We start from the raw sequence: 25141 nt of genomic DNA on the forward strand, positions 1-25141 counted from the left end.
GGTGAAGGGGATCGGACGCAGGCGCGACGCCGTCTGCGGGCGGTCCGCCCTGCGGTCACCGGCGGGCCGGGCATCGCCGTCGTGGACGCGGGAGGCATCGGATGGCAGGGCGCGGAAGCGGTCCGGATTTCGTGGAGGCGCTGGCCCGCGGGCTGGACGTGCTCGGCTGCTTCGACGCCCGGAACCGCCGGCTGTCACTGAGCGAGATCGCCACCGCGACGGGGCTGGCGCGGCCGACCGCGCGCCGCCTGCTGCTGACGCTGGAGGAGCTCGGCTACGTCCGCGCCGACCAGGGCGCGTTCACCCTCACGCCGCGCGTGCTGCGCCTGGGCATGTCCTATGTCGGCTCGCTCGGCCTGTGGGACGTGGCCCGCCCCCACATGGAGGCGCTGGTCTCCCGGACCGGGGAGTCGTCCTCGATGGCGCAGCTGGACGGTTCGGACATCGTCTATGTGGCCCGGGTATCCGTGCCGAAGATCATCGCGCTGCGGGTGGACATCGGGACCCGGTTCCCCGCGCCGCAGACCTCCCAGGGCAAGGTGCTGCTGGCCGCCCTGGGGCCGCAGGAGCTGGAGGCCGTCCTGGCCGAGCCCAGCCGCTCGGGGCTGCCGGAGTCCACGCGGCGGCCGCCCGGGGAGCTCGCCGCGGAGCTGCGCACCGTCCGGGCCCGCGGCTGGGCGCTGGCCGACGAGGAACTCGCCCCCGGCGTACGCTCGGTCGCCGTGCCGGTGCGGGACGGCGACGGGGTGGTCCGCGCGGCGATGAACGTCACCGTGCACGCCGCCGAGACCAGTGTGGAGGTGCTCACCGGCACGTACCTCCCCCTGCTGCTGCGCGCGGCCGGGGACGTCTCGGCGGACTGGGCGCTGTGGCAGAGCCGCCCGCACGGCGAGGTCCGGCCGGCGGCGTCAGCCCCCGGCGGTATTACCACGGGCTGACGCGTCCGTCCGGGGCCGCTCAGCCGGACTGCAGGACGAAGTCGTACTCGGCCTGCAAGTACGGCGCGTCCAGGGCCGTTCCGTCGGGCGCGGGTCCCGCCGGCCGTTCGGTGAACCGCACCACCAGCGCCTCCTTCGTGCCGAAGACGACGTCGCTGTCCAGGTAGTCGCTGCCCTCCTGGAACAGATGGGTGATCAGCCGCTCGTACCCGGGCTCGTCGATGAGGAAGTGGACGTGCGCGGGCCGGTAGTGGCTGATGTCGGTGGTGCCGATCAGGTCGCCGACCGGTCCGTCCATGGGGATGGCGTAGCCGAGCGGGGCGATGGTGCGGACGCAGTAGGTGCCGTCCTCCCGGGTGCGGTACTTGGCGCGCAGCCGGGCTTCGTCGATCTCGGGGAGCTGAGCCTCGTAGGCGCCGTCGGCGTCCGCCTGCCACACGTCGAGCACGGCCCCGGGAACGGGCTTGCCGTCGAGGTCGATGACCTTGCCGGTGATGAACAGCGGCGTTCCGGGGATGCCGTCGGACATGTCGAAGCCGTACGGGGCGGCGGGCGATCCGTCGATGTGGAAGGGGCCGAGGACGGTGGCGGGGGTGGCCTGCGGCGCGAACCTGTTGTTCAACTGCACGACGAGCGTGCTCAGCCCGAACACGTCGGAGGCGAGGATGAGTTCCTGACGTTTGTCGTCGCTGATCCGGCCCGCCTCGGTCAGCCACTGGATCGCGGCCATCCATTCGTCCTCGCTGAGTTCCACCTCGCGGGCGAACGCGTGGAGGTGCCGGACCAGGGCCGACAGCAGCTCCGCCTGGCGGGGGTCGTGCGAGGTCGCCCAGCGCTGGGCCGCCAGCTCGGTGAGGTTGTCCTCGTTGACGAACATGGTCACTCCTTGGTGTTCCCTGCGGATTCGGTGTCCGGCTGGGGCGGGACGGGCCGGTTGTTCAGGTCGACGGAGAGGAAGATGTCGTTCGCGACCGGGCTCCGCATCTCCTCGGCGAGCTGGCCGATGAGCCCGGCGGTGCGCGCGAGCAGGGCGAAGCCGCGCAGTAGCGGCAGCGGAAGCCCGAGGTCGGCGAGCGCGGCGCCGCACACGCCGGCGCCGTTGAGCGGCAGGGTCCTGCCGAGGACCTGGGGGTGCACGCGGCCGATGGCGGCGAACAGCGACAGGTGCGGGCCGAACAGGCCCTCCTCGGCGGCGATGCCCATGAGGCGGGGCGTGCGCGGGTCGCCGTCCTTGTGCACATGGTGGCCGAGGCCCGGTACGAACCGGCCGGCGGCCCGCTCTTCGCGCACCAGGCGCAGCGCCAGCTCGTCCCAGGCGGCCTCGTCGACGGGCGGTTGCCCGTGTGCGGCCAGGGCCTCGTGGAGGAACCTCCCGGTGTCCTCGGTCACGCCGAGGAAGCGCGAGCCGCCGCCGAGCAGGCCGGCGGCGAGCGCGCCCTGGACGGAGTCCGGCGCGGACAGGTAGGTCAGCCGGGTGACGATGGCCGTGGGCGTGAAGCCGTGGTCGGCGAGGGCGGCGAGCACGGCTTCGAAGACCCGGGTCTCGCCGCGGCCGGGCCGGCGTTGTGCCGCGAGCCAGAAGGCGAGTTCGCCGAAGCCGACCGTGCCCATGATGTCCTGGGCGAGGTCCTGGCCGAGCAGGGTGATGCCGGCGCGGTCCGAGGCGCCCAGCGCGGTGGGGTAGCCGGCGGGCGCGGACGGGTCAGTCACGGGTGTCCTCCGGGTCCTGGGCCAGCCACGCGCGCAGTTCGGCGCCGTGCTCGTCGAGCTCCGGCGGCGGCAGACGGTACACGGCGGGAGTGGCCGAGAAGGTGACCGGGTGGCGCGTGGTGGGCACCGCGCGGTCGCCCTCGCCGACGGTGACGACCGGGTCGAGCCCGAACCGCTCGGCCATGGCGAAGCCGCCGTCGATGGTGTTGATCGGCCCGCTCGGCACGCCGGCCTCGACCAGCAGCTCGAACCATTCGTTCGCGCCGCGCTTGACCAGTTGCTCCACCAGCAGCGGCCGCAGTTCCTCCCGGTTGGCGGTGCGGTCGTCGTTGCGCGCGAACCGCTGGTCGTCGGGGACCCCCGGGATGCCGAGGACCTCGCACAGCCTGCGGAACTGGCCGTCGTTGGCGGCGGTCACGATCAGGTCGTTGTCGGCCGTGGGGAAGGGCTCGTACGGGAACACGCTCGGGTGCGCGTTGCCCATCCGGTACGGGACCTCGCCCCCGGCCACGTAGGCCGAGCTGTGGTTGACCAGTCCGGTCAGCGCCGACGACAGCAGGTTGACCTCGACGTGCTGGCCCTCGCTCGTGGCGTCGCGGTGGCGCAGCGCGGCGAGGATGCCGATGGCGGCATGATTGCCCGCCATGACGTCGAAGACCGAGATCCCGGCCCGGTACGGCGGGCCGTCGGGCTCCCCGGTGAGGCTCATCAGCCCGGAGACGGCCTGCACCATCAGGTCGTAGCCGGGCACGTCACGCCCGGCGCCGGAGCCGAAGCCGCTGATGGAGGCGTAGACGACGGCCGGGTTGCCGGTCCGCACGGACGTGTAGTCCAGCCCGTACTTCACCAGGCCGCCGGGCCGGAAGTTCTCGATGACGACGTCCGCCCGGCGCGCGAGTTCGCGCGCCGCCCGCAGATCGGCCTCGTCGCGCAGGTCGAGCGCGATGGAACGCTTCCCGCGGTTGATGCCGAGGTAGTAGGTGGACACCTCGTCGCGCACCGGGGGCGTCCAACTGCGGGTGTCGTCCCCGCGCGGGCCCTCGACCTTGACGACGTCCGCGCCGAGGTCCGCCAGCAGCATGGTGGCGTACGGCCCGGCGAGGATCCGGGAGAAGTCGGCCACCAGCAGCCCGGACAGCGGGCCCAGCGGGCCCGGTCGCGCGGGCGCGGTGCTCTCTGACATCCAGTGTCACCTTTCTTCTGACCGCAGGACGGACAATCGTCCGCCACTCGATTCTGTTGCGGTACGGCGGGGGCGTCAAGGGTGATCAGCCACGCCAGGGCCCGCCGGGGGCCTGCCATCGCCGAGGGTGTCTCGTTTTGCGACAGACTCCGGGCCGGTCCGGGAGTGCGCGCCTTCCGAACTGCGTCGCGAGGCTAGCGCTCGCTTCGATGGCCGAATAGCGTACTCGTGTCCGTCAAGCGGCCAAGGGAGTTCATGATGGATAAGGTCGAGACATTCACCCCGGGGCGGCCCATCGTTCTGCGCGGTGGGACCGTGCTGCCCGTCAACCGTGAGCGGGAGGTCCTCGCGGACACCGACGTGCTCGTCGTGGACGACCGGATCGCGGCGGTCGGTCCGCGACTGGCGGTACCCGACGGGACGGTGGAGATCGACGCCGCGGGTGGCATCGTCATGCCGGGCATGATCGACACGCACCGGCACATGTGGCAGACCGCGATGCGCGGCTACGGCGCCGACTGGACCCTCACCCAGTACTTCGTCTGGTACTACCTGGAGCACGGCAGGAAGTTCCGGCCCGAGGACGTCCACGCCGGAAACCGGCTCGCGGCCGTGGAGGCCCTCGACGCCGGCGTCACCACCGTCGTCGACTGGTCGCACGGCCTGCAGACCGTGGACCACGCCGACGCCGCCGTGGACGCCCTGCGGTCCGTGCCCGGCCGCTTCGTACTGGCCTACGGCAACATCCAGCAGGCGCCCGCGGACTGGACCGCCGCGCCGGAGTTCCGCGACTTCGTCAGCCGCCGCATCGAAGGCGACGACATGCTCGGCTTCCAGCTCGCCTTCGACGTCACGGGTGACCCCGCCTTCCCCGAGAAGCCCGCCTTCGAGGTGGCCCGCGACCTGGGCGTCGCCGTCACCACCCACGCCGGGGTGTGGGGCGCCACCAACGACGACGGCATCCGCCTGATGTACGAGAACGGCTTCATGACGCCGCAGACGGTGTACGTCCACGCCTCGACGCTCAGCGCCGACTCCTACCACCGCATCGCGGCCACCGGCGGTTCGGTGTCGGTGTCGACGGAGAGCGAGCAGAGCGCCGGCCAGGGCTACCCGACGACCTGGGCCATCCGCTCGCACGACATCCCCGTCTCCCTGTCGATGGACACCAGCGTGTGGTGGAGCGGCGACCTGTTCTCCGCGATGCGCACCACCCTCGGCGCCGACCGCGCCCGTGCGCACCTGGAGGCGCACGGCAAGGGCGAGACCGTCACCCACTGCGCGCTGCGCGCCGACCAGGTGGTGGAGTGGGCCACCCTCGGCGGGGCCCGGGCCCTCGGCCGCGAGCAGGACCTCGGCAGCCTGGAGGCCGGCAAGAAGGCCGACATCGTCCTGCTGAAGAACGACCACTCGCCGGTCGCCTTCCCGCTGCTCAACCCGTACGGGCAGGTGGCCTTCCAGGCGCAGCGCGGCGACGTGCACACCGTGCTCGTGGACGGACGGGTCGTCAAGCACGAGCACCGCCTGCTCGGCGTCGACCTGGCCGCCGTGCGGCGCGAGGTCGAGCAGACCGTCGACCACCTGCGGTCCGCCATGGGCGAGGAGGAGTGGCGCAAGGGGATGAACCCCGACGTGCCCGAGACGAAGGTGCTCGACAACCCCTACACCTACACCGACTACCGCAGCGCCTCGACGCACGGCCAGTGACGCGGGTGACCCGGGGAACACGGTGACAGTGGTGACACGAAGGAGAACCCGGACATGAGCATGGGGCTGCTGCTGCTCCGACTGCTGCTCGCCGCCCTGCTCTTCGGCCACGCCACGCAGAAGCTGCGCGGCTGGTTCGGCGGGGCGGGCCTGGCGGGCACCGGCGCCGTCTTCGAGCGCTACGGCATCCTCCCCGGGCCGCGGATGGCCCTGGTCGCCGGGGTGACCGAGCTGACCGGGGCGGCGTCGGTCGCGGCGGGACTGCTGACGCCCGGCGGGTGCTCGGTCGTCGTCGGGACGATGACGGTGGCCGCCGCGTCGACGGCGCCCAACGGCTTCTGGGCTCTGAAGGGCGGCTGCGAGGTCCCGTTCCTCTACGGAGCGGTCGCCGCGTGCCTCGGCTTCACCGGACCGGGCGAGTGGTCGCTCGACCACGTCCTCGGCCTGAGCTGGCGGCCCGCCCCCGCCTGGGGCGCGGCCGCGCTGGTGGCCGGGAGCCTCGCGGCGACGGTGCCGCTCGCCGGCCGCGCCAAGGTGCTGCGCGGCAGGAGGGAGTCACCCGAGCCCCACGGGAACCCATAGTCACTCCGGATAAGCCGGCTGCGGACGGGCATACGGCTGGAGTACGCCACGCGACGCCGCGGCCGGACGGGCCGCGGCGGCACCGGAACCGGGGGGCACGACGGCATGGGCGCTTCACTGGAGGAGACCGACCGCACGGACGGAGGCCGGCCGGAGCGCTCCGTCGCCGACCGCAAGCAGGAGTTGCGCCGTCGCCTGGAGCGGCTGATTGGCATCGCCGCGACCGAGGGCAACTGCCTGCAGGCGCTGCGGAACGGGGACGAGATCTTCCCCGCGATGCTGGACGCGATCCGCGCGGCGAAGCACACCGTCGACATGACGACCTTCGTCTACTGGCGCGGCCGGATCGCGCGCGACTTCGCGCACGCGCTGGCCGCCAAGGCGGCGGAGGGGGTGCGGGTGCGGCTGCTGCTGGACGGCTTCGGCGGGCGGCTGATCGAGCAGGAGTTGCTGGACGGCATGGACCGGGCCGGTGTGGACGTCGCCTGGTTCCGCAAGCCTGTGCGGCTCTCGCCGTTCAAGCAGAACCACCGCTGCCACCGCAAGGTCCTGGTGGTCGACGCCGAGGTGGCCTTCACCGGTGGCGTCGGCATCGCCGAGGAGTGGTGCGGCGACGCACGGCACCCGGCGAATGGCGTGACACCCACGTCCGGGTCACCGGCCCCGCCGTGGACGGGCTGGCCGCGGCGTTCGCGCAGAACTGGGCCGAGTGCCGGCAGGGCGGGCTCTTCGACGACCGCGACCGCTTCTGTGATCACGAGCAGAGCGGAGGCGCGATCGTGCAGGTCGTACGGGGCTCGGCGAGCGTCGGATGGCAGGACATGCGCACCCTGCTCCGCGTGGTGATCGCCTCCGCCGAGCAGCGGATCCGGCTCGCCACCGCGTACTTCGCGCCCGACCCCTACTTCGTCGGCCTGCTCTGCCACGCGGCGGCGCGCGGGGTGGAGGTCGAGATCCTGCTGCCGGGCCCGTACACCGACAAGCGCGTCTGCCAGCTGGCCGGGCAGCGCTACTACCAGCGGCTCCTCGACTGCGGCGTGCGGATCTGGCACTACCTGCCGACCATGATGCACGCCAAGGTCATCACCATGGACGGGGTCGCCACCCTGACCGGCTCGACCAACTTCAACCGCCGCTCCCTCGACCACGACGAGGAGGTGATGCTGGCGGTGCTCGACGAGAACTTCACCTCCGTCCTCGACGCCCACTTCGACGAGGACCTGCTGCGCAGCGCCCCCGTCGACGGCGACCGCTGGCGTGCCCGCTCCACGCTGGAACGGGCCCAGGAGGTGGCGACCGCGCCCATCCGCCGCTTCCTGTGAGCATCATGGTGACGCCCCACGGGAAGGCTGCCGACTGCGCGCGGTGATCGCGGATCTCGGACGAGCGACGCCCACCTCCATCGGAGACGACAGAGCCCCGGAACCGCACCTCAACTCGCGGGGGAACCGCGCGGCCGCGAATCGCCGGGGCCCGGTCGATACAATGCAGAAAGGGGGCGGGGAAAGTTCTCCGACGTCCGGCCGCGTGACGGTGGTACGCGATGAATTCGATTCCGCATGACGTGAGTGTGTACGCCGGGCGGTCCGCGGGGCTCATCGGGGCCCAGATCGCCGGTTACCGCGTGGAGCGGGAGATCGGTCGTGGCGGGATGGCCGTGGTGTACTGCGCCCGGGACCTCCGGCTCGACCGCACGGTGGCGTTGAAGCTGCTCGCCCCCGAGCTGGCCCGCAACGACACCTTCCGCCGCCGATTCACGCACGAGTCACGGGTGGCCGCCGCGATCGACCACCCTCACATCGTGCCGATATTCGAGGCCGGGGAGACCGACGGTGTCCTCTACATCGCGATGCGTTACGTCTCGGGCCTCGACCTGCGGGCGCTGTTCGACCGGGACGGTCCGCTCCCCGTTGCCACCGCCCTGCGCATCGCCACCCAGGTGGCCTCCGCGCTGGACGCGGCGCACGAGCACGACCTGGTGCACCGCGACGTGAAACCGGGGAACGTGCTCGTGGCCAAGGGCACCGACAGCGAGCACCCCGAGCACGTCTACCTCACGGACTTCGGGCTGACGAAGAAATCGCTGTCACTGACCGGATTCACCACCGTCGGCGAGTTCGTCGGCACCCTGGACTACGTGGCGCCGGAGCAGATCTCCGGGCGCCCGGTGGACGGCCGCTGCGATCTGTACAGCCTGGCCTGCGTCGTCTACGAGAGCCTGACCGGGGGCCTGCCCTTCGAGCGCGAGGAGGACATGGCCCTGCTGTGGGCGCACCAGTACGACCAGCCCCCGCCGCTCACCGAGCGGCGGCCGGACATCCCGCCGGCCATGGACGGCGTGATGGCCAAGGCGCTGGCGAAGGTCCCCGAGGACCGTCACGACTCCTGCCTGGAGTTCGTGGGCGCCCTGCGGGCGGCCGCGACCGGGCCGGACGAGGGGCCCTCGCGGGACAGTTCCCCCGACCACCAGGTGACCCGGGTGACCCCCCGGGCGGTCGTGGTCCCCGCACCGCCGGGACCGCCGCCGGACCCGCCGATGTGGGCCCGGGCGGTCTTCCGTCGTCTGCCGGATCTCTGAACGTCAGCTGCTGGGCGCGACGCTGGGCGCGGTGCTCGACGCGCCGCTGGGGGAGCTGTTGGGCAGCTGTTTGGGCTCGGTGGTCTCCAGGGTGTTGTTGACGAACGTGTTGCCCTTGCCCTTGAGGTCGCGGTTGGCGAGGTCGGCCGGCTTGTTGCCGCGGGCGACGTTGTCGCGGATGGTGTTCTCGGAGTTGGACGTCCCCACGACGCTGCTGAACAGCACGATGCCGCCGGACATCGGGGACTTGCCGCTGTTGTCGCGCACCTCGTTGCTGGTCACGACGGTCTTCTCGACGCCCGTGAGCAGGATGCCCGTGCCCTGGATGAACGGTAGGCGGGCGCTGGGCGCGCAGTACTTGTTGTTGCCCGTGACCGTGTTGTGGGTGACGGTCAGCGCGCCGCCGCGCGGGACGCCCTCGTCGCCGACGACGAAGACACCTCCGCAGTTGCCGGTGACCTGGTTGCTCTCGACCGTGACGCCCCGGACGCGGCGCAGACCGATGCCGATCCGGTTCTCCGTCAGCTTGTTGCCGTCGATGACGGCGCCCTGGGTGTCGAGCGCACCGCCCTCGGTGTCCATGGAGTTGGCGAGGAAGATGCCGGAATCGGCGTTGTTGCGGGCGGTGTTGTCACGGAAGACGGTGCGCACCGACTTCTCCACGAGGATGCCCTGCACCTTGTTGTCCCGCGCCGTGACGCGGACGACCTGCAGCCCGTCGGCCTGCGTCGCGTGGATGCCGGCCTTCTTGAACCCGGCGACCGTCAGCGATTCCAGCGTCACGTCGGACGCCTTCTTCTGCGCCGTACCGGTGACGCAGATGCCCTCCCCGGCCTTGGCGCAGGCGTTCTCGTCGCGTTTGGCGCTCGGGGAGATGACGGTGCCCGTGCCCGCTCCGCGCAGCGTCAGCCTCGGCGTGCTGATCTGGACGCTCTCGTGGTAGGTGCCGGCCGCGATGTCGATGACCTGGCCGGGCTTGGCGCGGTCCACCGCCGACTGGATGGATTCCCCCGCGCGGACGGAGATCTTCTGCTGCGCGTCCGCGGACTGCGAGGCCGTGGGCTGCGACTCGCCGCCGCACGCGACCGCGCCTCCCACGATGGTCGCCGTGGCGGCCGCCGCGACGACGGCCCTGCGGGACCGACAGAGCTTCATGTGTGTGCACCTGCTTTCCGTGATACGTGATCAGCCGAAAACAGACGCTATGGACGGATTTGACGCCCCGCCACTCCAGAGCGCTCGCCGCGCGGGCGATGATCGCCGGATCGGCCGATGGGCCCGGGGTCACGGGGGCGCCGGACGCGGTGGCCGGGAATCGGCCCGGTACGGCTGATGGGGTGGCCGCGGGGGCATCAGGGCCCGCGCCCCGGGCGGGCGCATCGTCATGGGAGCGCTGAAGATGTGGGAACGGTGATCGGGCACTGGGAACAGGTGCTGGTCGCGAGGCTGCTCCATGGGAGCCGGTGGAACTGCTGGACGCTCTGTGCCGCGAGTGCGACCGACGGGCGGTGGTGTGCGGCCCCACCCGTGTGGTGGTGCCGAACGTGTGCACGGCAATTCAGTCGTTGTCGTGGCGGTGGCCGCCGGGCGACCTGCTTCCGTCCCCGGTCAGAGGGCCTTCGGTGCGGGCAGGTCGGGGTAGAGCAGTTCGAGACCGCCGGACAGGGCGGCCCTGACGCCGCGGCTCCGGTCGTCGACGACGACCTCCAGGGCCCGCTGCTCGATGCCGTCCAGGGCCAGGCGCGCCACCCACGCGGGGTCCACCTTGTCGGAGGGGGCGACGTGGTCGGCCATGTCCGTGTCCATGTAGCCCACGTGGAGCGCGGTGACGTCGATCCCGGAAGAAGCGAGCTCCCGCCGGACGACATTGGTCATCGCCAGCTCGGCGGCCTTGGCCGCGCTGTAGCCGCCGTATTCCGGGAGGTGGATCCAGGACAGGATGGACAGGACGTTGAGGACGGCTCCGCCGCCGTTGGCGGCGATCACGGGTGCGAAGGCCCGCGTGACGCCGAGAGAGCCGAAGAAGTGGGTCTCCATCTCCAGGCGGATGTCGGCCATGTCCCCGTCGGCCAGCCCCACCTGGGTGCTGATGCCCGCGTTGTTGATCACGAGGGTGGCGTCGGAGGCGGCCCGGGCGGCCCTGGCGATCGACTCGGGGTCGGTGATGTCCAGCCGGAGCGGCTCGACACCCGGCAGGTCGAGGGCGTCGGGGTTGCGGACCCCGGCGTAGACCTTGGCGGCCCCCCGGTCGAGCAGCTGGGTCGCCAGGTGGCGGCCGAGGCCGCGGCCCGCGCCGGTCACGACGGCGACGGAGTTCTTGATGTCCATGGGGGCGCTCATTCCTGGGGTTGGGTAGGTGTCTCCAATCTAGGCAGCTGGATTTAAAAAAGCAACTCAGCTGGGAAATCTCCTTGCCCCGGGGCCGCGGGCTCCCGTTGGCTTGGCGGCGTGACCGAACTGCGCACCGAACGCCTGATCCTGCGCCGCTGGCGCGACCGCGACCTCGCGCCCTGGGCGGCGATGAACGCCGATCCCGAGGTGCGGGAGCACCTGGGGGAGCCGCTGACCCGGGAGCAGAGCGATGCCTCCGTGGCCCGGTTCCGGGCCGAATTCGACGAGCGCGGCTACGGCTGGTGGGCGGTCGAGGTCCGCGCGACCGGCCAGTTCGCCGGCTTCGCGGGCCTGGACCGGGTGGACGACGGCCTGCCGTTCACGGGAGTGGAGATCGGCTGGCGGCTCGCCCGCGCGGCCTGGGGCAAGGGCTACGCCACCGAGGCCGCCCTGGCCGTGCTGGCCTTCGGCTTCGGCACCCTCGGGCTCCCCGAGATCCTCGCGGTGACGACCGCCGGGAACCTCCGTTCCCAGGCCGTCATGCGCCGCATCGGCATGACCCGCGACCCCGCCGGCGACTTCGACGACCCGGCCGCCCCTGAAGGGCCGCTGCGCCCCAACGTGTTGTACCGGATCGCAGCGGGCGCGCCCGTCGCGGCGCTCTAACATGGCCGCCGGGAGCCGGCGCGGAGCGTACGGGCGGCGCCGCGGACGTTGGAGGACGGATGGCGAGGTGGCGGCGGTTCGAGTCCCCGGGGGCCGGAGGGACCGAGTACCGGGAGATCCGCCAGGAGGGCATCCGCTGCTTCCTCCGCTGGGGCTCCGTCGGCGCGAACGACACGGGAAGCACCTCGACACTCGACGACGAGGAGCACGCCCGGCGTCATGCCGCGCGCAAGATCGGCGAGTGGCTGCGGAAGGGCTTCACGGAGGTCGATCCGTCGCCCGACGCGGGACTCCACCCGGAGGCGACGGTCCTCGACGTACTGCGGGCGGGCCCCCGTCCGCACTCCCCGGCCGCCGAATACCTGCCGGTCGAGGGCTATGAGGAGGTGTACCGCCGTGTGCTCGCGCCCGGCCGGCCGGGGGGATTCCACGAGTACGTCGTCCTCCGCGACGACGGACGCAGCGCCGTCCGCTTCGCGGTACGGGCCGACCGGAGCGACGCCGCGGCGGTGTCCGCCTTCCTGGACCTCGTCTCCACCCGTCGTGACCTGGCCTTCGACGGGCTCTCGCATCACAAGGTGCCGCTGCCCGAACCGGTCGGGGCGTTCAGCCACGCACTCTTCTGCGCACCGGCGCTCGGACGGGGCTGTGCCGCGTACCCCGCCATCGCCGACCGCGTCGCCGCGGCCTTCCCGGTCTTCGACTGCGAGATCGGCGACGCGGATCCCGAGGTCCTGGTCGACGCGCGGATCCACGGGCACGGCTCGCTGCCCTACGCCGACTGGGCCCGCCTTCCGCGGCCGGTCGTCGACCTCCGCTTCGACGTCCGGCCGTCCCACTACCGCCCCGTGCGGACGTTCAAGGTGTTCGGCACCGCCGATCTCGAGGCACTGATGGCGGCGCTGCCGGGTGCCGACCCCGCCAGCCGGCTGGAAGTGCGCTCCTTCCGCGGTGAGACCCGGCGCCTCACACCCGCCGAGGTCCCGCCCCTCGCGGAGGTGACGGCCTTCCTGCACGGCTGAGGCGGCCCCGAGTGGTGACCCCGGCCGCCTGCGCAAGACTGGGAACCGGAGGACCGGAACGTGATGGGACGGTCATGGGCACTTGGGCATCGCGGGAACGCGGCGAAGAGCGCGACGGGTCGGCCGGGCGCACGGCGGCGCGGATGGTGATCGACGCCCATGGCGCGGTCGTCGCGTGGAACCAGGGAGCCGAGCGCCTCCTCGGCCACCCCGCGGGCGAGGTGCTCGGCCGGCCCGTACTGGACCTGCTCGCCACGGACCCGGGCACCGCAGACGCCGGATCCGGTGGCGTCCTCCTGCGGCACCGCGACGGCCGGACGGTGGCCTGCCGGCCGGCCCTTCGGGCGGTACGCGACGACGGGACGGGCCCCTCCCTGACCGTCGACCTGCTCACCGGGGCGCCGGGGCTCACCCCGGACATCGACCGCGCCCTGCTGGAGACCCTCTTCACCCGCTCGCCCATCGGCCTGTTCGTGCTGGACCCGCAGCTCAGGCTGATGCGCTTCAACCCGGCGGCGGAGGGCATGCAGGACCACCGATCGCAGCTCGCCCTGGGGCGACGGCCCACCGAGGCGTGGCCCGACTTCAGCGCGGAACTCGCCGAGCGCGTGATGGGCCGGGTGCTCAGGACCGGAGAGGCGGCGATCTCGTTCGAGAAGCGCGGCCGTCCGCCCGGCGACCCCGGCCGGGAACACGTCTACTCCGCGTCCGCCTTCCGGCTCGAGGCGGAGGACGGCCGCATCCTCGGCGTGGCCGACGCCGTGATCGACGTCACCGAGCGCCATCTGGCCGAGCAGCGGCTGGCCCTGATGGCCGAGGCGGGCCGGACGATCGGTAGGACCCTGGACCCGATCCGCACGGCTCAGGAACTGGCCGAGGTGGCCGTCCCGGTACTCGCCGACTGCGTGTGCGTGGACCTGCTGGCCCCCCTCCTCGGCGGCGAGGAGATGGCGGCGGGCCCGGTCGAGGACGACACGGGGCTGCGGCGCGCCGCGACCTCCGCCCGCTGCGGCCAGACCGGGGCGTACACCACGGGTGCGGTCAGCGCGCATCTGGTGGGGTCGCCCGCCCTGCAGGTGCTCGCCGACCACGAGCCGCGCCTCGTTCCCCGGCTCAGCCAGGACAGCGCGTGTATCCGGGACGAACCGGTGCGGGGCGGCAGGATGCTGGAGGAGCGGGTGCACTCGCTGATGGTGGTGCCGCTGCTGGTCCGCGACTGCGTGCTGGGCCTGGTCACCTTCCACCGGTGGGACCCGGACCTCGGGCCCTTCGACGAGGACGACCTCGCGCTCGCCGTCGACCTCGCCGGCCGCGGCGCGATGGCGCTGGACAACGCCCACCGCTATGTGCGTGAGCGCAACGCCGTCCTGGCCCTGCAGCGCGGCATGCTGCCCCAGCGGCTGCCCGCGCCCAGCGCCGTGGAGTGGGGCCACCACCTGGTGCGTTCCGGTGCCGGCGGCGACTGGACGGAGGTCATCCCGCTGCCCGGCGCACGGGTCGCCCTCGTCAGCGGCAGCACGCCGGGCCGCGGCATGCGCACGGCCGCCACCATGGGCCGGCTGCGGGCGGCCGTGCACACCCTGGCCAACCTGGACCAGGATCCGGACGAGGTCCTCGCCCGCCTGGACGACCTGGTGCGCAACCTCGCCGAGGAGCACGCGGGCACGGGCTCCGGCTTTCCGGCCGGCGCCACCTGCCTCTACCTCGTCTACGACCCCGTGACCGGGCAGAGCACCATGGCGTCGGCGGGCCATCCGCCGCCCTCGGTCGTGTACCCCGACCACACCGTGTGGACCCCGGCGGCCCCCGCCGGCGAGCCGCTCGGCCGCCCCGGGCCGTCGTTCGGGACGACCACCCTGGAGCTGCCCGAGGAGTGCATGCTGGTGCTCCGCACCCCCGGACTCCTGCAGAGCCACCCGGAGGAGCCCGGCCGGGCGGAGTTCGAACGGCTGCTGGCCACACCCTGCGACTCCCCGCAGGACATGAGCCTGCTGCTCACCGACGCGCTGGTGCCCGCGGACCCGGGCCACGACGCCTCGGTGCTGGTGGCCCGCCCCCGGCCGCTGGGCCCGGACTCCGTCGCCACCTGGAACCTGCCGTGCGACCCCGCCGCGGTGGCCACCGCCCGCACTCTGACGACTCGTCAGCTTTCTGCCTGGGCCCTGCAGGAGGAGTGCTTCGCCACCGAACTGATCGTCAGTGAGCTGGTCACCAATGCCATCCGGTACGCCACACCGCCCATCCAGCTCCGGCTCATCCGCGACCGGGCACTGACCTGCGAGGTCTCGGACACCAGCAGTGCGGCACCCTTCCTGCGGCACGCCCGCACCACCGACGAGGGCGGCCGCGGCCTGCTGCTGGTCTCCCAGTTCGCGGAGCGCTGGGGCACCCGCTACCGGGAGCGCGGCAAGACCATCTGGACCGAGCAGACGATCGCCGTCTAGCCCCGATCTCACGTGACGGTGCGTCGGTTTCTGCGGTGGGCCGTTTCGGGGTTCGGGCTTGATGATGGGCAGTCCGCGGGGCCCGGCTGTCGCGTCGGATGGGCGCCGGGTTCCACGGGTCCGGTCGGGGTGGTGCTGCTCGCGGGGATGGAACGCCGTTGGTCAGCCGGGGTCCGGCAGGGCTGCGAGCCGTTGTGGCGCATCGGTGATCACGCCTGTTCAGGTCGCGGCCGCCGTCGCCCGACGGCGGCGGGGCCCGCGGACACACGTCCCCGGTACCTCCGCGGGCCCCGGCGCGCGCACGTGGACGCTCACGCCCCGGGGACCGCCGGCTCAGGACGCGATCGCGGTCGTGTTCCCGGCGGTGCGGAGCCAGACGGTGGTGTCTGCCGGCACCGAGCGGCCGTCGAGCGGGGTGCTGGCCAGCAGCACCTCGTCCCCGTCCGCGAGGGGCACCGGCTCCGGGCCGAAGTTGGTCAGGCACCGCAGCCCGGGCGCGCGGTCGAAGGCGAACCAGGAACCGTCCGCTGGCCCTTCCACTACCGGCGCCGCGTCCGCCGGGACCGGCGCTCCCCGCCGCAGCCGCAGCGCGCAGCGGTACAGGGCGAGCATCGACGCGGGGTCGTCCTCCTGGGCCCGGACGGTCAGGTCCGCCCAGTCATCGGGCTGCGGGAACCAGCACGCGTCCGGGGCGGCGGTGCTGAACCCGTACGGTGCCGCCGTGCCCTCCCAGGGCAGCGGCACCCGGCAGCCGTCGCGGCCGCGCTCGCGGTGGCCGGAACGCTCCCAGAGCGGATCGCGCAGACGGTCGTCCGGCACGTGGGCCTGCGGCAGGCCCAGTTCCTCGCCCTGGTAGACGTAGGCGGCGCCGGGCAGCGCGAGCATGAGCAGCGCGGCGGCCCGGGCCCGTCGCCGGCCGAGCGGCCCGCCGCCGTACCGGGTGACCGGACGGACCGCGTCGTGGCTGGACAGGACCCAGGTGACGGGCGCCCCGACGGCACGCATCGACGCGGCCGACCGCCCGACGACCGCGCGCAGCTCCTGGCCCTCCCAAGGGGCCTCGAGGAAGGCGAAGTTGAAGGCCTGCTGCATCTCGCCGGGGCTGACGTACCGGGCCAGCCGGGACGGCTCGAACACGGCGGCCTCGGCCACCATCACGCGCTGCCCCGGAGGGACCGCGCCGGGCGGGGCCGGATGGGTGTCCAGGAGCCGGCGCCAGGAACGGAACAGCGGGTGCAGCTCCTCCTGGTCGTGGTACGGCATCAGGTGGTTGCGCAGGATGTCCTGGTGCTGCCCGGGCCCGGCGTCGGGGAGGCCGGGGGCCTTGAAGAGGGTGTGGGCCACGTCGATGCGGAAGCCGTCGACACCGCGGTCGAGCCAGTGGCGGAGGATCCGCTCGAAGTCCGCGACGACCTCCGGGTGCCGCCAGTCGAGGTCCGGCTGCTCGGGCGCGTGCAGGTGCAGATACCACTCGCCCGGGCCGCCTTCGGGCGCGGGGACCCGCGTCCAGGCCGGGCCGCCGAAGGCCGACTGCCAGTCGTTCGGCGGGAGTTCCCCGTCCGCGCCGCGTCCCGGGCGGAAGAGGTAGCGGCCCCTGGCCGCGCTCCCCGGGCCGGCCGCCAGGGCCTCGCGGAACCAGGGGTGTGTGTCGGAGGTGTGGTTGGGGACGAGGTCGATCAGCACCCGCAGTCCCAGGCCGTGGGCGCGCGCGACCAAGGCGTCGAAGTCGGCGTCGGTGCCGAGGTCGGCGGCGACGGCGGTGTGGTCGGCGATGTCGTAGCCGCCGTCGGCCAGCGGGGACGGGTAGAACGGCGTGATCCACACCGCGTCCGCGCCCAGCCGGGCAACGTGGTCCAGGCGGGCGGCGACGCCGGCGAGGTCGCCGACGCCGTCCCCGTCCCCGTCGGCGAACGCACGCGGGTGGATCTCGTAGCAGACGGCGTCCCGCCACCAGGGCGCGGCCGGCTCCGGACCGGTGGTGCTGCTCACGGTGCTCCTCATGCTCCTGGCCGCCCGGCCGGGACGGGCAGGGTCCGGCCGGTCCGCGCGGAGCGGGTGGCGGCCTCGGCCACCGCGACCGCGGTCCGTCCGGACCACGCGTCGGCCACCGGGGTGCCGCCCCCGGTCGCGCAGCGCAGCAGGTCGGTGAAGGCGGCGCGCACGCTCTCGGCGTACACGTGCTGCTTGCGCGCCTCGCCACCCAGGTCGACCACGCAGGTCACCCGGTGCGGGACGGTGCGCTCCACGCCGCGGCCGCGGGCCGGGGCCGCCGGGCCCGCGTCGCGTTCCACCGCGACGGTGATCCGCTCCTCGCCGTGCGGGCGCAGCCCCGGTACGGCCAGCAGGCCGGCGGCGCGCGCGGGCAGCTCCTCCCAGCGGCGGGCGTCCCGCTCGTCCGTCCAGGCCGTGACCGTCGCATGGGTGGGGATCCAGCCGGTGACCCGGGCCTCGGCGAAGCCGTAGTCCAGGCGCATCAACTGCCGTTCGGCGCGGTGGGCGTGGGTGAAGGAGTGGGTGTGGGTGGCGACGGCGCCGCCGGGGTGGACGGCGGTGGCCACGACGATGTCGACCGGGCCGCCGTCGCGGCGGACGGCCGTGCCGTGCACCTCGACGGGCTCGCTGCCCATCAGGGCGCGGGCGGCGTCGAAGAAGTGCACGCCGTGCTCGACGTGGATGCCGCCGCTGTGGGCGGGGTCCCAGAACCAGTGGCCGGGGCCCAGGTCCTCGTCGGCGGCGTCGTTCTCGAAGGCGAAGCGCACCAGCGGGTCCAGCAGCTCCTCCTCGCGCAGCCGCTCGAGCATCCGCAACACGGGGTTGTAGCGCAGGACGTGGTCGACGACCAGCACCCCGGCGGAGCGCTCCGCCTCCGCCTCCACCCGCAGGGCGTCCTCCAGCGTCACGGCCAGCGGCTTCTCGCAGAAGACGTGCTTGCCGGCGCGCAGCGCGCCGACGGCGAGTTCCGCGTGCGTGGCCGGGGGAGTGGCGATCGCCACGACGTCCACCCCGGGCACGCCGGCCAGCGCGGCGGCGTCGGTGTGGACGGCGGCGCCGTGCCGCCGCGCGAGGGCGGCGGCACGGTCACCGTCGGGGTCGGCGCACGCCACGACACGTATGCCGGGCAGGTCGGCGACGGCGTCCAGCAGGTAGGCGCCGAACGCGCCGCAGCCGGCCAGGCCCAGACCGAGCGCAGTCACTCGGCACGGTCCAGGCGGGCGACGCCGATGTGTGCGTCGGCCATGCCGTAGAAGACGTAGCGGACGCCGTCGATCTCCTCGATCGCGGTCGGGAAGACGACGTTGGGCACGGTGCCGGAACGCTCCTCCTCCGTCTCCGGCTCCATCAGCGGCTCGTCGGTGCGGGCGAGGATCCGGGCCGGGTCCTGCGGGTCGAGGATCATCGCGCCCGCCGCGTAGCTGACCTTCTGCTGCTGGGCGAAGGGGTCGTCGATCGTGCCGGACACGCCGTGGTGGATGAGCAGCCAGCCCTCCTCGACGCGGATCGGGGCCGGGCCGGCGCCGATCTTGAGCTCCTCCCAGGGGTGCTCGGACAGCGCCACCAGGCGGTGGTTGCGGGGGCGGGCCAGGGCGCCCAGGTCCTTCTCGACCTCGGAGACGGGGACGTAGGAGATCCAGATGCCGGGCCGCTCGTCGGTCACGCCGGCCGGCAGGTGGACGCCCTCGCCGGGGCGGAACCAGCCGAGGTCCCACATCGGGCGGTGCAGCATGGCGAAGGAGGGCTCGCCGTCCGGGCCCGGGACGGGCTCGGGGAAGTGCACCACGTCCTTGTTCGGGAAGAGGTTCAGGTCGGTGTCGAGATCGGCCTGGTAGGCGAACTGGATCGGGCCCAGGCGCTCCCAGGTGACCAGGTCCGTGGAGACGGCCAGCGCCGGCTTGGGGCCGAGCGGGCCGTAGGCGACGTAGGACATGACGTGCAGCCCCAGCGCCTCGATCCACGTCGTACGGGGGTCCTCCACGCCGGCGTTGTTCTTGCCGCGCTCCCAGCCGGCGTCGGGGGCGAGGACGACGCCGCGGCGCTCGACACCGGTGGGCACGCCGTCCTCGATCACGACCTCGGCGAGGCCCACGCGGGAGACGTTGCCCTCCGCGACGAGGCGGGGCAGCAGGTGCAGGGTGCCGTCCGGGGTGCGGCCGGAAGCGGGGTTGAGCACGCCCTCGGCCTCGTTGGCCTCGCCGGCCAGCGGGGACATCACGACGCCGACGCGGGTCAGGCGGTAGGGCACGGAGCTGTTGGAGCCGGTGGTACCGGTGGTGCTGGTGGTGCGGTCGTTCACAGCGAGTTCAGCCCTTCGTGGCGGAATCGAGGTCGGTGGAGGTGAAGCGGCTCTGGAAGACGAGGTACAGAGCCACCGCGGGCGCGGCCAGCACGCAGGCGCCGGCGAGGATGGCGCCGAACGGGTTGGCGGCGGCGGAGGAGACGGTGCTGATGTAGTTGGCCAGGGACACCGCCAGCGGCTGCATGTCCTGCTCCTTTGTGACCAGGAACGGCCACAGGAACTCGTTCCACGGCCCGGTGAAGCTCAGCAGCACCACGGAGGCGAGCGCGGGCTTGCACAGCGGGATGGCGATCCGGAACAGGATCTGCAGCTCGCCGGCGCCGTCGATGCGCGCGGCCTCGAACATCGCCTGCGGCAGCTGCAGGAAGAACTGCCGGAAGATGAAGACCGCGCTGGTGTTGATGGCGAACGGCAGGATGATCCCGATGTAGGAGTCGGCCAGGCCGTAGTCGCGGACGATCAGCACGTACAGCGGGATCATCAGCAGCTGGAACGGGATGACCTGGACCAGCAGCACCAGGGCGAAGGTGGAGCCCTTGCCCCGGAAGTGCAGCCGCGCCAGGGCGTACCCGGCCAGCAGGCCGAACACCGTGGTGCAGACGATGACGCCGCCGGTGAAGATCCCGGAGTTGATCAGGGAACGGCCGAGCGAGATGGCCGAGTTGATCTCAGCGTAGTTGTGCAGGGAGAGGTTCCCCGGACGCGGGAAGGCGCCGGCGGGGCTGCTGTCGGGCTCGCGCTGCAGCGAGCCGATGAGCATGTAGTAGAAGGGGAAGAGGAAGGCGAAGGCCCCGGCGAGCAGGGCCAGCCGCGACAGGATCCGGCGGGTGTGGGAGTGCGTGTGCGGACCGTGCCCTGCCGGGCGGCGCTTGTGCGCGGGAGCGTGGACGTCGGTCATGTCAGTCCCTCTCCAGCACGCGGCGGTAGACGAGGGAGATGCCGGTGATCAGCACGACGAGGATCACGCCGATCGCCGCGGCCTCGTCCGGGTGGCCCTGCTGCAGGCCGCGCTGGTACATCAGCAGCACCGGCGAGGTGGTGGCCCCGTCCGGTCCACCGCCGCTGGTCAGCAGATACGGCTCGGTGAACAGGTTCGCCCCGGTCACCGTCGCCAGGACCAGCACGAGCAGGGTGGCGGTGCGCACCGCCGGAACGGTGATCGACCAGAACATGCGCACCTTGCCCGCGCCGTCCAGCGCCGCCGACTCGTAGAGCTCACCGGGTACGTTCTGCAGCGCCGACAGGTAGAGCACGATGAAGAAGCCGAGCTGCTTCCAGGCGACGAACAGCGCGATGGTCGGCATCGCGAGGTGCGAGTTGACCAGCCACGACGGGTCCGGAGCGAGCGGGCCGAGCGCCTTGTTGACCAGGCCGTTGGAGTTGAACAGGAAGAGCCACACGCCGACGACGGCGACGCTGGCGGTGATGTACGGGACGTAGTAGGCCGTCCGGAAGAACGTGCGCGCCCGCAGCTTGGAGTTGAGGGCGGTGGCGAGGATGAGGGACGCCGCCACCGTCAGCGGCACGTTGATGACCAGGAAGACCGCGATGTTGCCGAAGGAACGCCATACGGCCGGATCGGTCAGGACGGCCGTGTAGTTGGCCAGCCCCACGAAGGGACGGTCCACCTGGGCGCCCGGCGCGGCGAAGAAGTAGTCGTGGAAGGAGATCCACACCGCGAAGCCGAGCGGGTACAGGAAGATCGCGGCCAGGTAGATCAGGTACGGGGAGACGAAGGCGAGGCCGATCGGCTGCCGGCCCGCGAACCGCAGGCCGCGCGTCCGTGGCCCGCGGCCCGCCCGGGGGCGGTCCCCGCCCCGGGCGGACCCGGGGCGGAGGACGTCATGGTGCGTGGAGGACATGGCCGTGACTCACTGCTTCGCCAGGCCGTCGACCTTGCCCGCGGCCTCGCGGAAGGCGCTCTCCACGTCGCCCTTCCCGAAGATCACGGACTTGGTGTAGGCGTCGCGGAACTTCTGCCAGATCTCGACGGAGTTCGGCACGTTCGGGGCCTCGACGGTGCGGTCGGCCTGCTCGGCGAAGGTCTTGTAGTCCGGGTGCGAGGCGAAGTAGTCCGGGTACGTCGCCGGGAGGTCCTGGCGCATCGGCATCTGGCCGGTGGCCTCCAGCAGCTTGCCGTCCTGCTCCTTGCCGGTGGCGAACTTCAGCACGTCCCAGGCCGTGCCCTTGTTCTTGCACGCGGTGAACATGCCGATGGACTTCTCGTCGCTGAAGGTGCCCTTGGCCTCGGCGCCGGTCGCGGTGGGCACCGGCACGGCGCCCCACTTGACCTTCTCGCCGTAGACGGAGACGGCCCACGGGCCGACGATCGCCATGGCGGACTTGCCGTCGGCGAAGGCGTCGCCGTTGTACTGCTCGTTGGGGGCCAGGTGGTCCGCGTACATGGTCTTCCAGAACTCGGCGGCCTTGACGCCGTCCGACGAGGCGAACTGGGCCTTGCCGTCCTCGACGAGCTGCTTGCCGGTCTGGGCCGCGAAGAGCGGGTAGAAGTCGAACCAGGACTGGTAGAACTCGGAGGTGGGCGCCGGCCAGATGGCGGCGTGCACCCCGCCCTTGACCAGGGCGCGCGAGGTGGTGAGGAAGTCCTGGTAGCTGGAGAGCTTCGGGTGCTCGGGGTCGAGCCCGGCCTTCTTGAACAGGTCCTTGTTGTAGAAGATCATGACGGGGTTGCTCTTCCAGGGCATCTGGTAGTGCTTGCCGTCGGGCGACGCGTACTGCGAGAGCCGGTCGCCGGTCCGCGCCTTGAGGTACTCCGCCCCGCCGGGGAAGTCGTCCAGGGCCACCAGGCCGCCCTGCTTCTGGAAGCCGGGGACGGCCGCGGGGGCGGTGTTGAGGATCAGGCACGGGGCGTTGCCGGCCGTGATGGCCGCGCCGATGACCTCCTCGGAGCTCTTGCCCGCGGGTATCTCCTGCGCCTTCACCTTCTCGTTCGGGTGGGCGGCGTTCCAGGACGCGACCATGCTCTTGCCCCAGGCGACCTCCTGGGCGTTGTTGGAGTACCAGACCGTGATCGGCCCGTGGGCGTCGCCGCCCGCGGCGGAGTCCGAACCGCCGCTGCCGCACGCGGCGAGCGGCACGGTCAGGGCGACGGCCGAGAGGACGGTCAGGAGGGTTTTCTTCATTGCGTGGCTCCGTGTTCTCAAGGGTTGGGAAGCGGCCGTTCCGGGGCGTCGTCCTGCCTCGGTGACGGCCCTCCGGGGAGCGGAGAACGTCGTGGGCGCGACGGGCGCGCGTTGGGGGGGTCAGGGGCGGGCGGTTCGAGTGGGGGCCGGGCCCGTGGAACCGCGCACCATCAGCGCGGCCGGGTCCAGTTCCACGTGTGGGGTGGTGCCCTGCTCGATCGTCTCGATCAGGGCGCGTGCGGCGGCGCGACCCCAGCCGGTGGCGTCGGCACGGCAGGTGGTGAGCGAGGGCCGGGTCCAGGAGGCCAGCGGTACGTCGTCGAAGCCGACCACCGACAGGTCCTCGGGCAGCCGCAGGCCCGCCTCCTGCGCGACCGCCATACCCGCGGTGGCCGACAGGTCGTTGGCGTACACGATGGCGGTGGGCCGGTCGCCCCGCGTGATCAGCGCCTGCGTCGCGAGCGCGCCGCCCTCGGCGGTGAAGCCGCCCGGCAGCACCGGGCCCTGGGGCAGGCCCGCTTCCGCGAGCGCGTCCCGCCAGGCGCCGAGTCGCCGCTGGGCGTGCAGGTACTCCTCGGGGCCGGCGACGTAGGCGATGTGGCGGTGGCCGAGTCCGACGAGGTGGCGGACGGCGCCGGCGACCACCGGGCGGTCGTCCAGATTGACCGTGGCGATCCCCTCGACACCGTCGTCGGCGCCGACGGCCACGGCGGGCAGGCCCAGTTCCCGCAGCAACTCCGGGCGCGGGTCGCCGACCCGCAGGTCGGTGAGGAACACCCCGTCCACGCGCTGGTCGTCCACCAGGCGGCGGTATGTGTCCAACTCGTTGCGAGGGCTCGTCACGTGCAACATGAGGCCGTCGCCGGACTCGGATATGACGTACTCGATGCCCGCCATGAAGGCGGGGAAGAAGGGGTCGGTGCCGATCAGGTCGGGCTCACGGGTCAGCACGAGCCCGACGGCGCGGGCCCGCCCGGTCGACAGCGCTCGGGCGCTGCGGCTCGGCGTCCAGCCCAGCTTCTCGGCCGCCGCGCGCACCCGTTCCTGGGTCGCGGCGGCCACGCCGGGGCGGTCGTTGAGGACGAAGGAGACCGTCGCCCGGGACACACCCGCTATTTGGGCGACATCGGCGATCGTGGGGCGTCGGGCCATGCGGACTCTCCGTGTACGGCGGCGGAAGGGCAAGCCACATCCGCAGCCGCGGGTCCCGTCGACCGGCGTGCCCATGGGGCACGCCGTCCGGCGGCACCTTCGGCGCCGGAGGCAGCACGTTCTTGCACTCGCATACCGGGGCAACCAACGCGAAGCGATTGTTCATCTCGCGTTTGAACCGGTTTAAACGAGTGATGTGAGGAACCATGAACCTCAGGCGGCGGAGTGTCAAGGGGCTACTCCCGGTTGGGGAGTTATATGCGGCAAGTATGCGGATAAGTCCGAAATGTCGCTTTGTCGCACCGTCACCATGAACCGCGCCAATCGTGACGCTGCGTCATGCCCTTTGCGGGGGTGACTGCGCGGCGCGGCATGCTGCTAGCGTCTGCCCAATCCTGGGCCCGCGGCGGACGGAGCGAATGACGGAAACGAATGTGTTCCCCGACACGGTCCTGCGCACCGAGCGTCTCCTGCTGCGCCCGTTCACCCCGGACGACGCCCACGACACCTGGGCGAGTTGCGCGGACCCCGAAACCCAGCGGTGGCTGCCCCTGCCCCGGCCCTACACGCGGAAGGACGCGACAGCCTGGTGCACGACGGGATCCCACGCCCTGCGCGAGTCGGGCGACGGCATCCACTTCGCCGTCGCCGGCCCGGACGACGGGCGCCTGCTGGGCACCGTCGGCCTGAAGCGCACCGACTGGCGGGTGCGGACGAGCGAGGCCGGCTATTGGGTGGCCCCGTGGGTGAGGGGTCGGGGCGTCGCCACGGAGGCGACCCGGGCCCTGGCGGCGTGGCTGCTGTCCGACCAGGGCTTCCAGCGTCTGGAACTGCGCGCGGCGACGGGCAACATCGCGTCGCAGCGCGTCGCCGTGAAGGCCGGCCTGCGCCGCGAAGGAGTCCTGCGCAACGCGGGGTTCGTGCACACCGGCCGCGTCGACCTTGTCGTGTTCTCCCTGGTGCCGGGGGACCTGGCGGCCGCGCCGGTGAAGGCGCACGGCTGACGGCCCGTTCCCGGTGGATGCGCCGGCGAGTGCTTCGCCCTGCGGCGAGCAGGGCGACGAGTTCCACCGCGGCGGGGCCGGCGCCGGGCGCGAGACGCGCGGCATCTGTCGCCGTCGGCGCAGGAGGCCCTGCGGCTGCGGAGGTGTTGGGTGAGGCCGGGCAGGCCGGCGTGCGGCAGGCGGTCCTCGATCACCGGCCTCGCGATGCGGGTCCGGGCGGACGGCTATGGACGTGGCGGCTGGTGGGTGAGCTGATCGTGAAGCCATACGGGGTGTGGCTGACCGAGCCCGGGGCGGGCCACTAATAAAAATGTATTCATTATGTGTCCCTATTGTTAATAGTTACTTTCTGTGCAGCAGGTAGGATGCGCGGGTGACCAGCCGGAA

The 25141-nt window shown here is 72.5% G+C and carries 20 protein-coding genes and 1 pseudogene; 9 read left to right on the forward strand and 12 right to left on the reverse strand.

All coding sequences use genetic code 11. From position 1 onward, the window contains the following. Positions 1-101: 101 nt before the first annotated feature. Entirely contained in the window at positions 102-938 is an 837-nt protein-coding gene (locus AC3EUJ_RS27805; RefSeq protein ID WP_431966019.1) for an IclR family transcriptional regulator domain-containing protein, read from the forward strand. 19 nt (positions 939-957) lie between these two features. On the opposite strand, the gene AC3EUJ_RS27810 is transcribed toward AC3EUJ_RS27805, so the two are convergent. From AC3EUJ_RS27810 to AC3EUJ_RS27820, 3 genes are read right to left on the reverse strand one after another with little or no spacing between them, the layout of a single operon-like run. Next, positions 958-1815, reverse strand: a complete 858-nt coding sequence (locus AC3EUJ_RS27810; RefSeq protein ID WP_431966021.1) for a dioxygenase family protein — start codon at positions 1813-1815, stop codon at positions 958-960. 2 nt (positions 1816-1817) lie between these two features. Beyond that, on the reverse strand, positions 1818-2648 hold the full coding sequence (locus AC3EUJ_RS27815; protein WP_431966023.1) for a citryl-CoA lyase: 831 nt from the start codon (positions 2646-2648) through the stop codon (positions 1818-1820). Beyond that, a complete protein-coding gene (locus AC3EUJ_RS27820) occupies positions 2641-3831 on the reverse strand; it encodes a CaiB/BaiF CoA transferase family protein (protein WP_431966025.1) in 1191 nt (396 codons plus the stop codon). Before AC3EUJ_RS27820 ends, AC3EUJ_RS27815 begins: the two co-directional genes overlap by 8 nt. A gap of 255 nt (positions 3832-4086) precedes the next feature. Between AC3EUJ_RS27820 and AC3EUJ_RS27825 the strand changes: the two genes are divergently transcribed. The 4 genes and pseudogenes from AC3EUJ_RS27825 (at position 4087) to AC3EUJ_RS27840 (ending at position 8698) form a co-directional block, all read left to right on the forward strand. Further along, positions 4087-5538: an amidohydrolase family protein gene (locus tag AC3EUJ_RS27825; protein WP_431966027.1), complete on the forward strand. Its 1452-nt coding sequence runs from the start codon at positions 4087-4089 to the stop codon at positions 5536-5538. 54 nt (positions 5539-5592) lie between these two features. Beyond that, a complete protein-coding gene (locus AC3EUJ_RS27830; RefSeq protein WP_431966029.1) occupies positions 5593-6120 on the forward strand; it encodes a DoxX family protein in 528 nt (175 codons plus the stop codon). A gap of 105 nt (positions 6121-6225) precedes the next feature. Further along, a pseudogene (locus AC3EUJ_RS27835) lies at positions 6226-7442 on the forward strand (phospholipase D-like domain-containing protein). A 221-nt stretch (positions 7443-7663) separates the two neighbouring features. Next, entirely contained in the window at positions 7664-8698 is a 1035-nt protein-coding gene (locus AC3EUJ_RS27840) for a serine/threonine-protein kinase (RefSeq protein ID WP_431966031.1), read from the forward strand. A 3-nt stretch (positions 8699-8701) separates the two neighbouring features. Here the strand turns inward: AC3EUJ_RS27840 and AC3EUJ_RS27845 are convergent, their stop codons facing one another. Both AC3EUJ_RS27845 and AC3EUJ_RS27850 read right to left on the reverse strand, forming a co-directional pair. Beyond that, positions 8702-9853, reverse strand: coding sequence for a right-handed parallel beta-helix repeat-containing protein (locus tag AC3EUJ_RS27845; protein ID WP_431966033.1), 1152 nt, complete (start codon positions 9851-9853; stop codon positions 8702-8704). Positions 9854-10306: 453 nt separating this feature from the next. After that, positions 10307-11026: an SDR family oxidoreductase gene (locus tag AC3EUJ_RS27850; RefSeq protein WP_431966035.1), complete on the reverse strand. Its 720-nt coding sequence runs from the start codon at positions 11024-11026 to the stop codon at positions 10307-10309. A gap of 120 nt (positions 11027-11146) precedes the next feature. Here AC3EUJ_RS27850 and AC3EUJ_RS27855 point away from each other — a divergent pair, with 120 nt between their 5' ends. From AC3EUJ_RS27855 to AC3EUJ_RS27865, 3 genes are all read left to right on the forward strand, one after another. Continuing rightward, positions 11147-11695: a GNAT family N-acetyltransferase gene (locus tag AC3EUJ_RS27855; protein ID WP_431966037.1), complete on the forward strand. Its 549-nt coding sequence runs from the start codon at positions 11147-11149 to the stop codon at positions 11693-11695. 59 nt (positions 11696-11754) lie between these two features. Then, positions 11755-12717: a WGR domain-containing protein gene (locus AC3EUJ_RS27860; protein WP_431966039.1), complete on the forward strand. Its 963-nt coding sequence runs from the start codon at positions 11755-11757 to the stop codon at positions 12715-12717. Positions 12718-12791: 74 nt separating this feature from the next. Beyond that, positions 12792-15161, forward strand: a complete 2370-nt coding sequence (locus AC3EUJ_RS27865; RefSeq protein ID WP_431966041.1) for a SpoIIE family protein phosphatase — start codon at positions 12792-12794, stop codon at positions 15159-15161. 333 nt (positions 15162-15494) lie between these two features. Here AC3EUJ_RS27865 and AC3EUJ_RS27870 read toward each other — a convergent pair whose 3' ends face one another. The 7 genes from AC3EUJ_RS27870 to AC3EUJ_RS27900 all read right to left on the reverse strand — a co-directional run bounded on the left by AC3EUJ_RS27870 (position 15495) and on the right by AC3EUJ_RS27900 (position 23750). Continuing rightward, positions 15495-17162: a glycoside hydrolase family 13 protein gene (locus AC3EUJ_RS27870; RefSeq protein ID WP_431966043.1), complete on the reverse strand. Its 1668-nt coding sequence runs from the start codon at positions 17160-17162 to the stop codon at positions 15495-15497. Further along, entirely contained in the window at positions 17159-18355 is a 1197-nt protein-coding gene (locus AC3EUJ_RS27875; RefSeq protein WP_431966045.1) for a Gfo/Idh/MocA family protein, read from the reverse strand. The genes AC3EUJ_RS27870 and AC3EUJ_RS27875 overlap by 4 nt, the downstream gene beginning before the upstream one ends. Then, entirely contained in the window at positions 18352-19368 is a 1017-nt protein-coding gene (locus AC3EUJ_RS27880) for a glycoside hydrolase family 130 protein (RefSeq protein WP_431966061.1), read from the reverse strand. The genes AC3EUJ_RS27875 and AC3EUJ_RS27880 overlap by 4 nt, the downstream gene beginning before the upstream one ends. 91 nt (positions 19369-19459) lie before the next feature. Continuing rightward, positions 19460-20353 (reverse strand): carbohydrate ABC transporter permease, encoded by an 894-nt coding sequence (locus tag AC3EUJ_RS27885; protein WP_431966047.1) that lies wholly within the window; start codon positions 20351-20353, stop codon positions 19460-19462. Between the two features lies 1 nt (position 20354). Then, positions 20355-21317 carry a carbohydrate ABC transporter permease gene (locus tag AC3EUJ_RS27890; protein ID WP_431966049.1) on the reverse strand — a complete coding sequence of 321 codons (963 nt, stop codon included), beginning with the start codon at positions 21315-21317 and terminating at the stop codon, positions 20355-20357. Between the two features lie 9 nt (positions 21318-21326). Next, positions 21327-22598 carry an extracellular solute-binding protein gene (locus AC3EUJ_RS27895; protein WP_431966051.1) on the reverse strand — a complete coding sequence of 424 codons (1272 nt, stop codon included), beginning with the start codon at positions 22596-22598 and terminating at the stop codon, positions 21327-21329. 120 nt (positions 22599-22718) lie between these two features. Then, the gene (locus tag AC3EUJ_RS27900) at positions 22719-23750 is read right to left on the reverse strand and encodes a LacI family DNA-binding transcriptional regulator (RefSeq protein WP_431966053.1); all 1032 of its coding nucleotides are present in this window, start codon (positions 23748-23750) and stop codon (positions 22719-22721) included. 419 nt (positions 23751-24169) lie between these two features. Here AC3EUJ_RS27900 and AC3EUJ_RS27905 point away from each other — a divergent pair, with 419 nt between their 5' ends. Continuing rightward, a complete protein-coding gene (locus AC3EUJ_RS27905; RefSeq protein WP_431966055.1) occupies positions 24170-24754 on the forward strand; it encodes a GNAT family N-acetyltransferase in 585 nt (194 codons plus the stop codon). The last annotated feature ends 387 nt before the right edge of the window (positions 24755-25141 follow it).

This window comes from Actinacidiphila sp. bgisy160, from assembly GCF_057707815.1.

Excerpts from the sequence above, each read along its gene's own strand:
- AC3EUJ_RS27805 (WP_431966019.1), top strand. The coding sequence starts at position 102 with ATGGCAGGGCGCGGAAGCGGTCCGGATTTCGTGGAGGCGCTGGCCCGC.
- AC3EUJ_RS27810 (WP_431966021.1), bottom strand. The coding sequence starts at position 1,815 with ATGTTCGTCAACGAGGACAACCTCACCGAGCTGGCGGCCCAGCGCTGG.
- AC3EUJ_RS27820 (WP_431966025.1), bottom strand. The coding sequence starts at position 3,831 with ATGTCAGAGAGCACCGCGCCCGCGCGACCGGGCCCGCTGGGCCCGCTG.
- AC3EUJ_RS27825 (WP_431966027.1), top strand. The coding sequence starts at position 4,087 with ATGATGGATAAGGTCGAGACATTCACCCCGGGGCGGCCCATCGTTCTG.
- AC3EUJ_RS27830 (WP_431966029.1), top strand. The coding sequence starts at position 5,593 with ATGAGCATGGGGCTGCTGCTGCTCCGACTGCTGCTCGCCGCCCTGCTC.
- AC3EUJ_RS27840 (WP_431966031.1), top strand. The coding sequence starts at position 7,664 with ATGAATTCGATTCCGCATGACGTGAGTGTGTACGCCGGGCGGTCCGCG.
- AC3EUJ_RS27845 (WP_431966033.1), bottom strand. The coding sequence starts at position 9,853 with ATGAAGCTCTGTCGGTCCCGCAGGGCCGTCGTCGCGGCGGCCGCCACG.
- AC3EUJ_RS27850 (WP_431966035.1), bottom strand. The coding sequence starts at position 11,026 with ATGGACATCAAGAACTCCGTCGCCGTCGTGACCGGCGCGGGCCGCGGC.
- AC3EUJ_RS27860 (WP_431966039.1), top strand. The coding sequence starts at position 11,755 with ATGGCGAGGTGGCGGCGGTTCGAGTCCCCGGGGGCCGGAGGGACCGAG.
- AC3EUJ_RS27865 (WP_431966041.1), top strand. The coding sequence starts at position 12,792 with ATGGGCACTTGGGCATCGCGGGAACGCGGCGAAGAGCGCGACGGGTCG.
- AC3EUJ_RS27870 (WP_431966043.1), bottom strand. The coding sequence starts at position 17,162 with ATGAGGAGCACCGTGAGCAGCACCACCGGTCCGGAGCCGGCCGCGCCC.
- AC3EUJ_RS27880 (WP_431966061.1), bottom strand. The coding sequence starts at position 19,368 with ATGTCCCCGCTGGCCGGCGAGGCCAACGAGGCCGAGGGCGTGCTCAAC.
- AC3EUJ_RS27885 (WP_431966047.1), bottom strand. The coding sequence starts at position 20,353 with ATGACCGACGTCCACGCTCCCGCGCACAAGCGCCGCCCGGCAGGGCAC.
- AC3EUJ_RS27890 (WP_431966049.1), bottom strand. The coding sequence starts at position 21,317 with ATGTCCTCCACGCACCATGACGTCCTCCGCCCCGGGTCCGCCCGGGGC.
- AC3EUJ_RS27895 (WP_431966051.1), bottom strand. The coding sequence starts at position 22,598 with ATGAAGAAAACCCTCCTGACCGTCCTCTCGGCCGTCGCCCTGACCGTG.
- AC3EUJ_RS27900 (WP_431966053.1), bottom strand. The coding sequence starts at position 23,750 with ATGGCCCGACGCCCCACGATCGCCGATGTCGCCCAAATAGCGGGTGTG.
- AC3EUJ_RS27905 (WP_431966055.1), top strand. The coding sequence starts at position 24,170 with ATGACGGAAACGAATGTGTTCCCCGACACGGTCCTGCGCACCGAGCGT.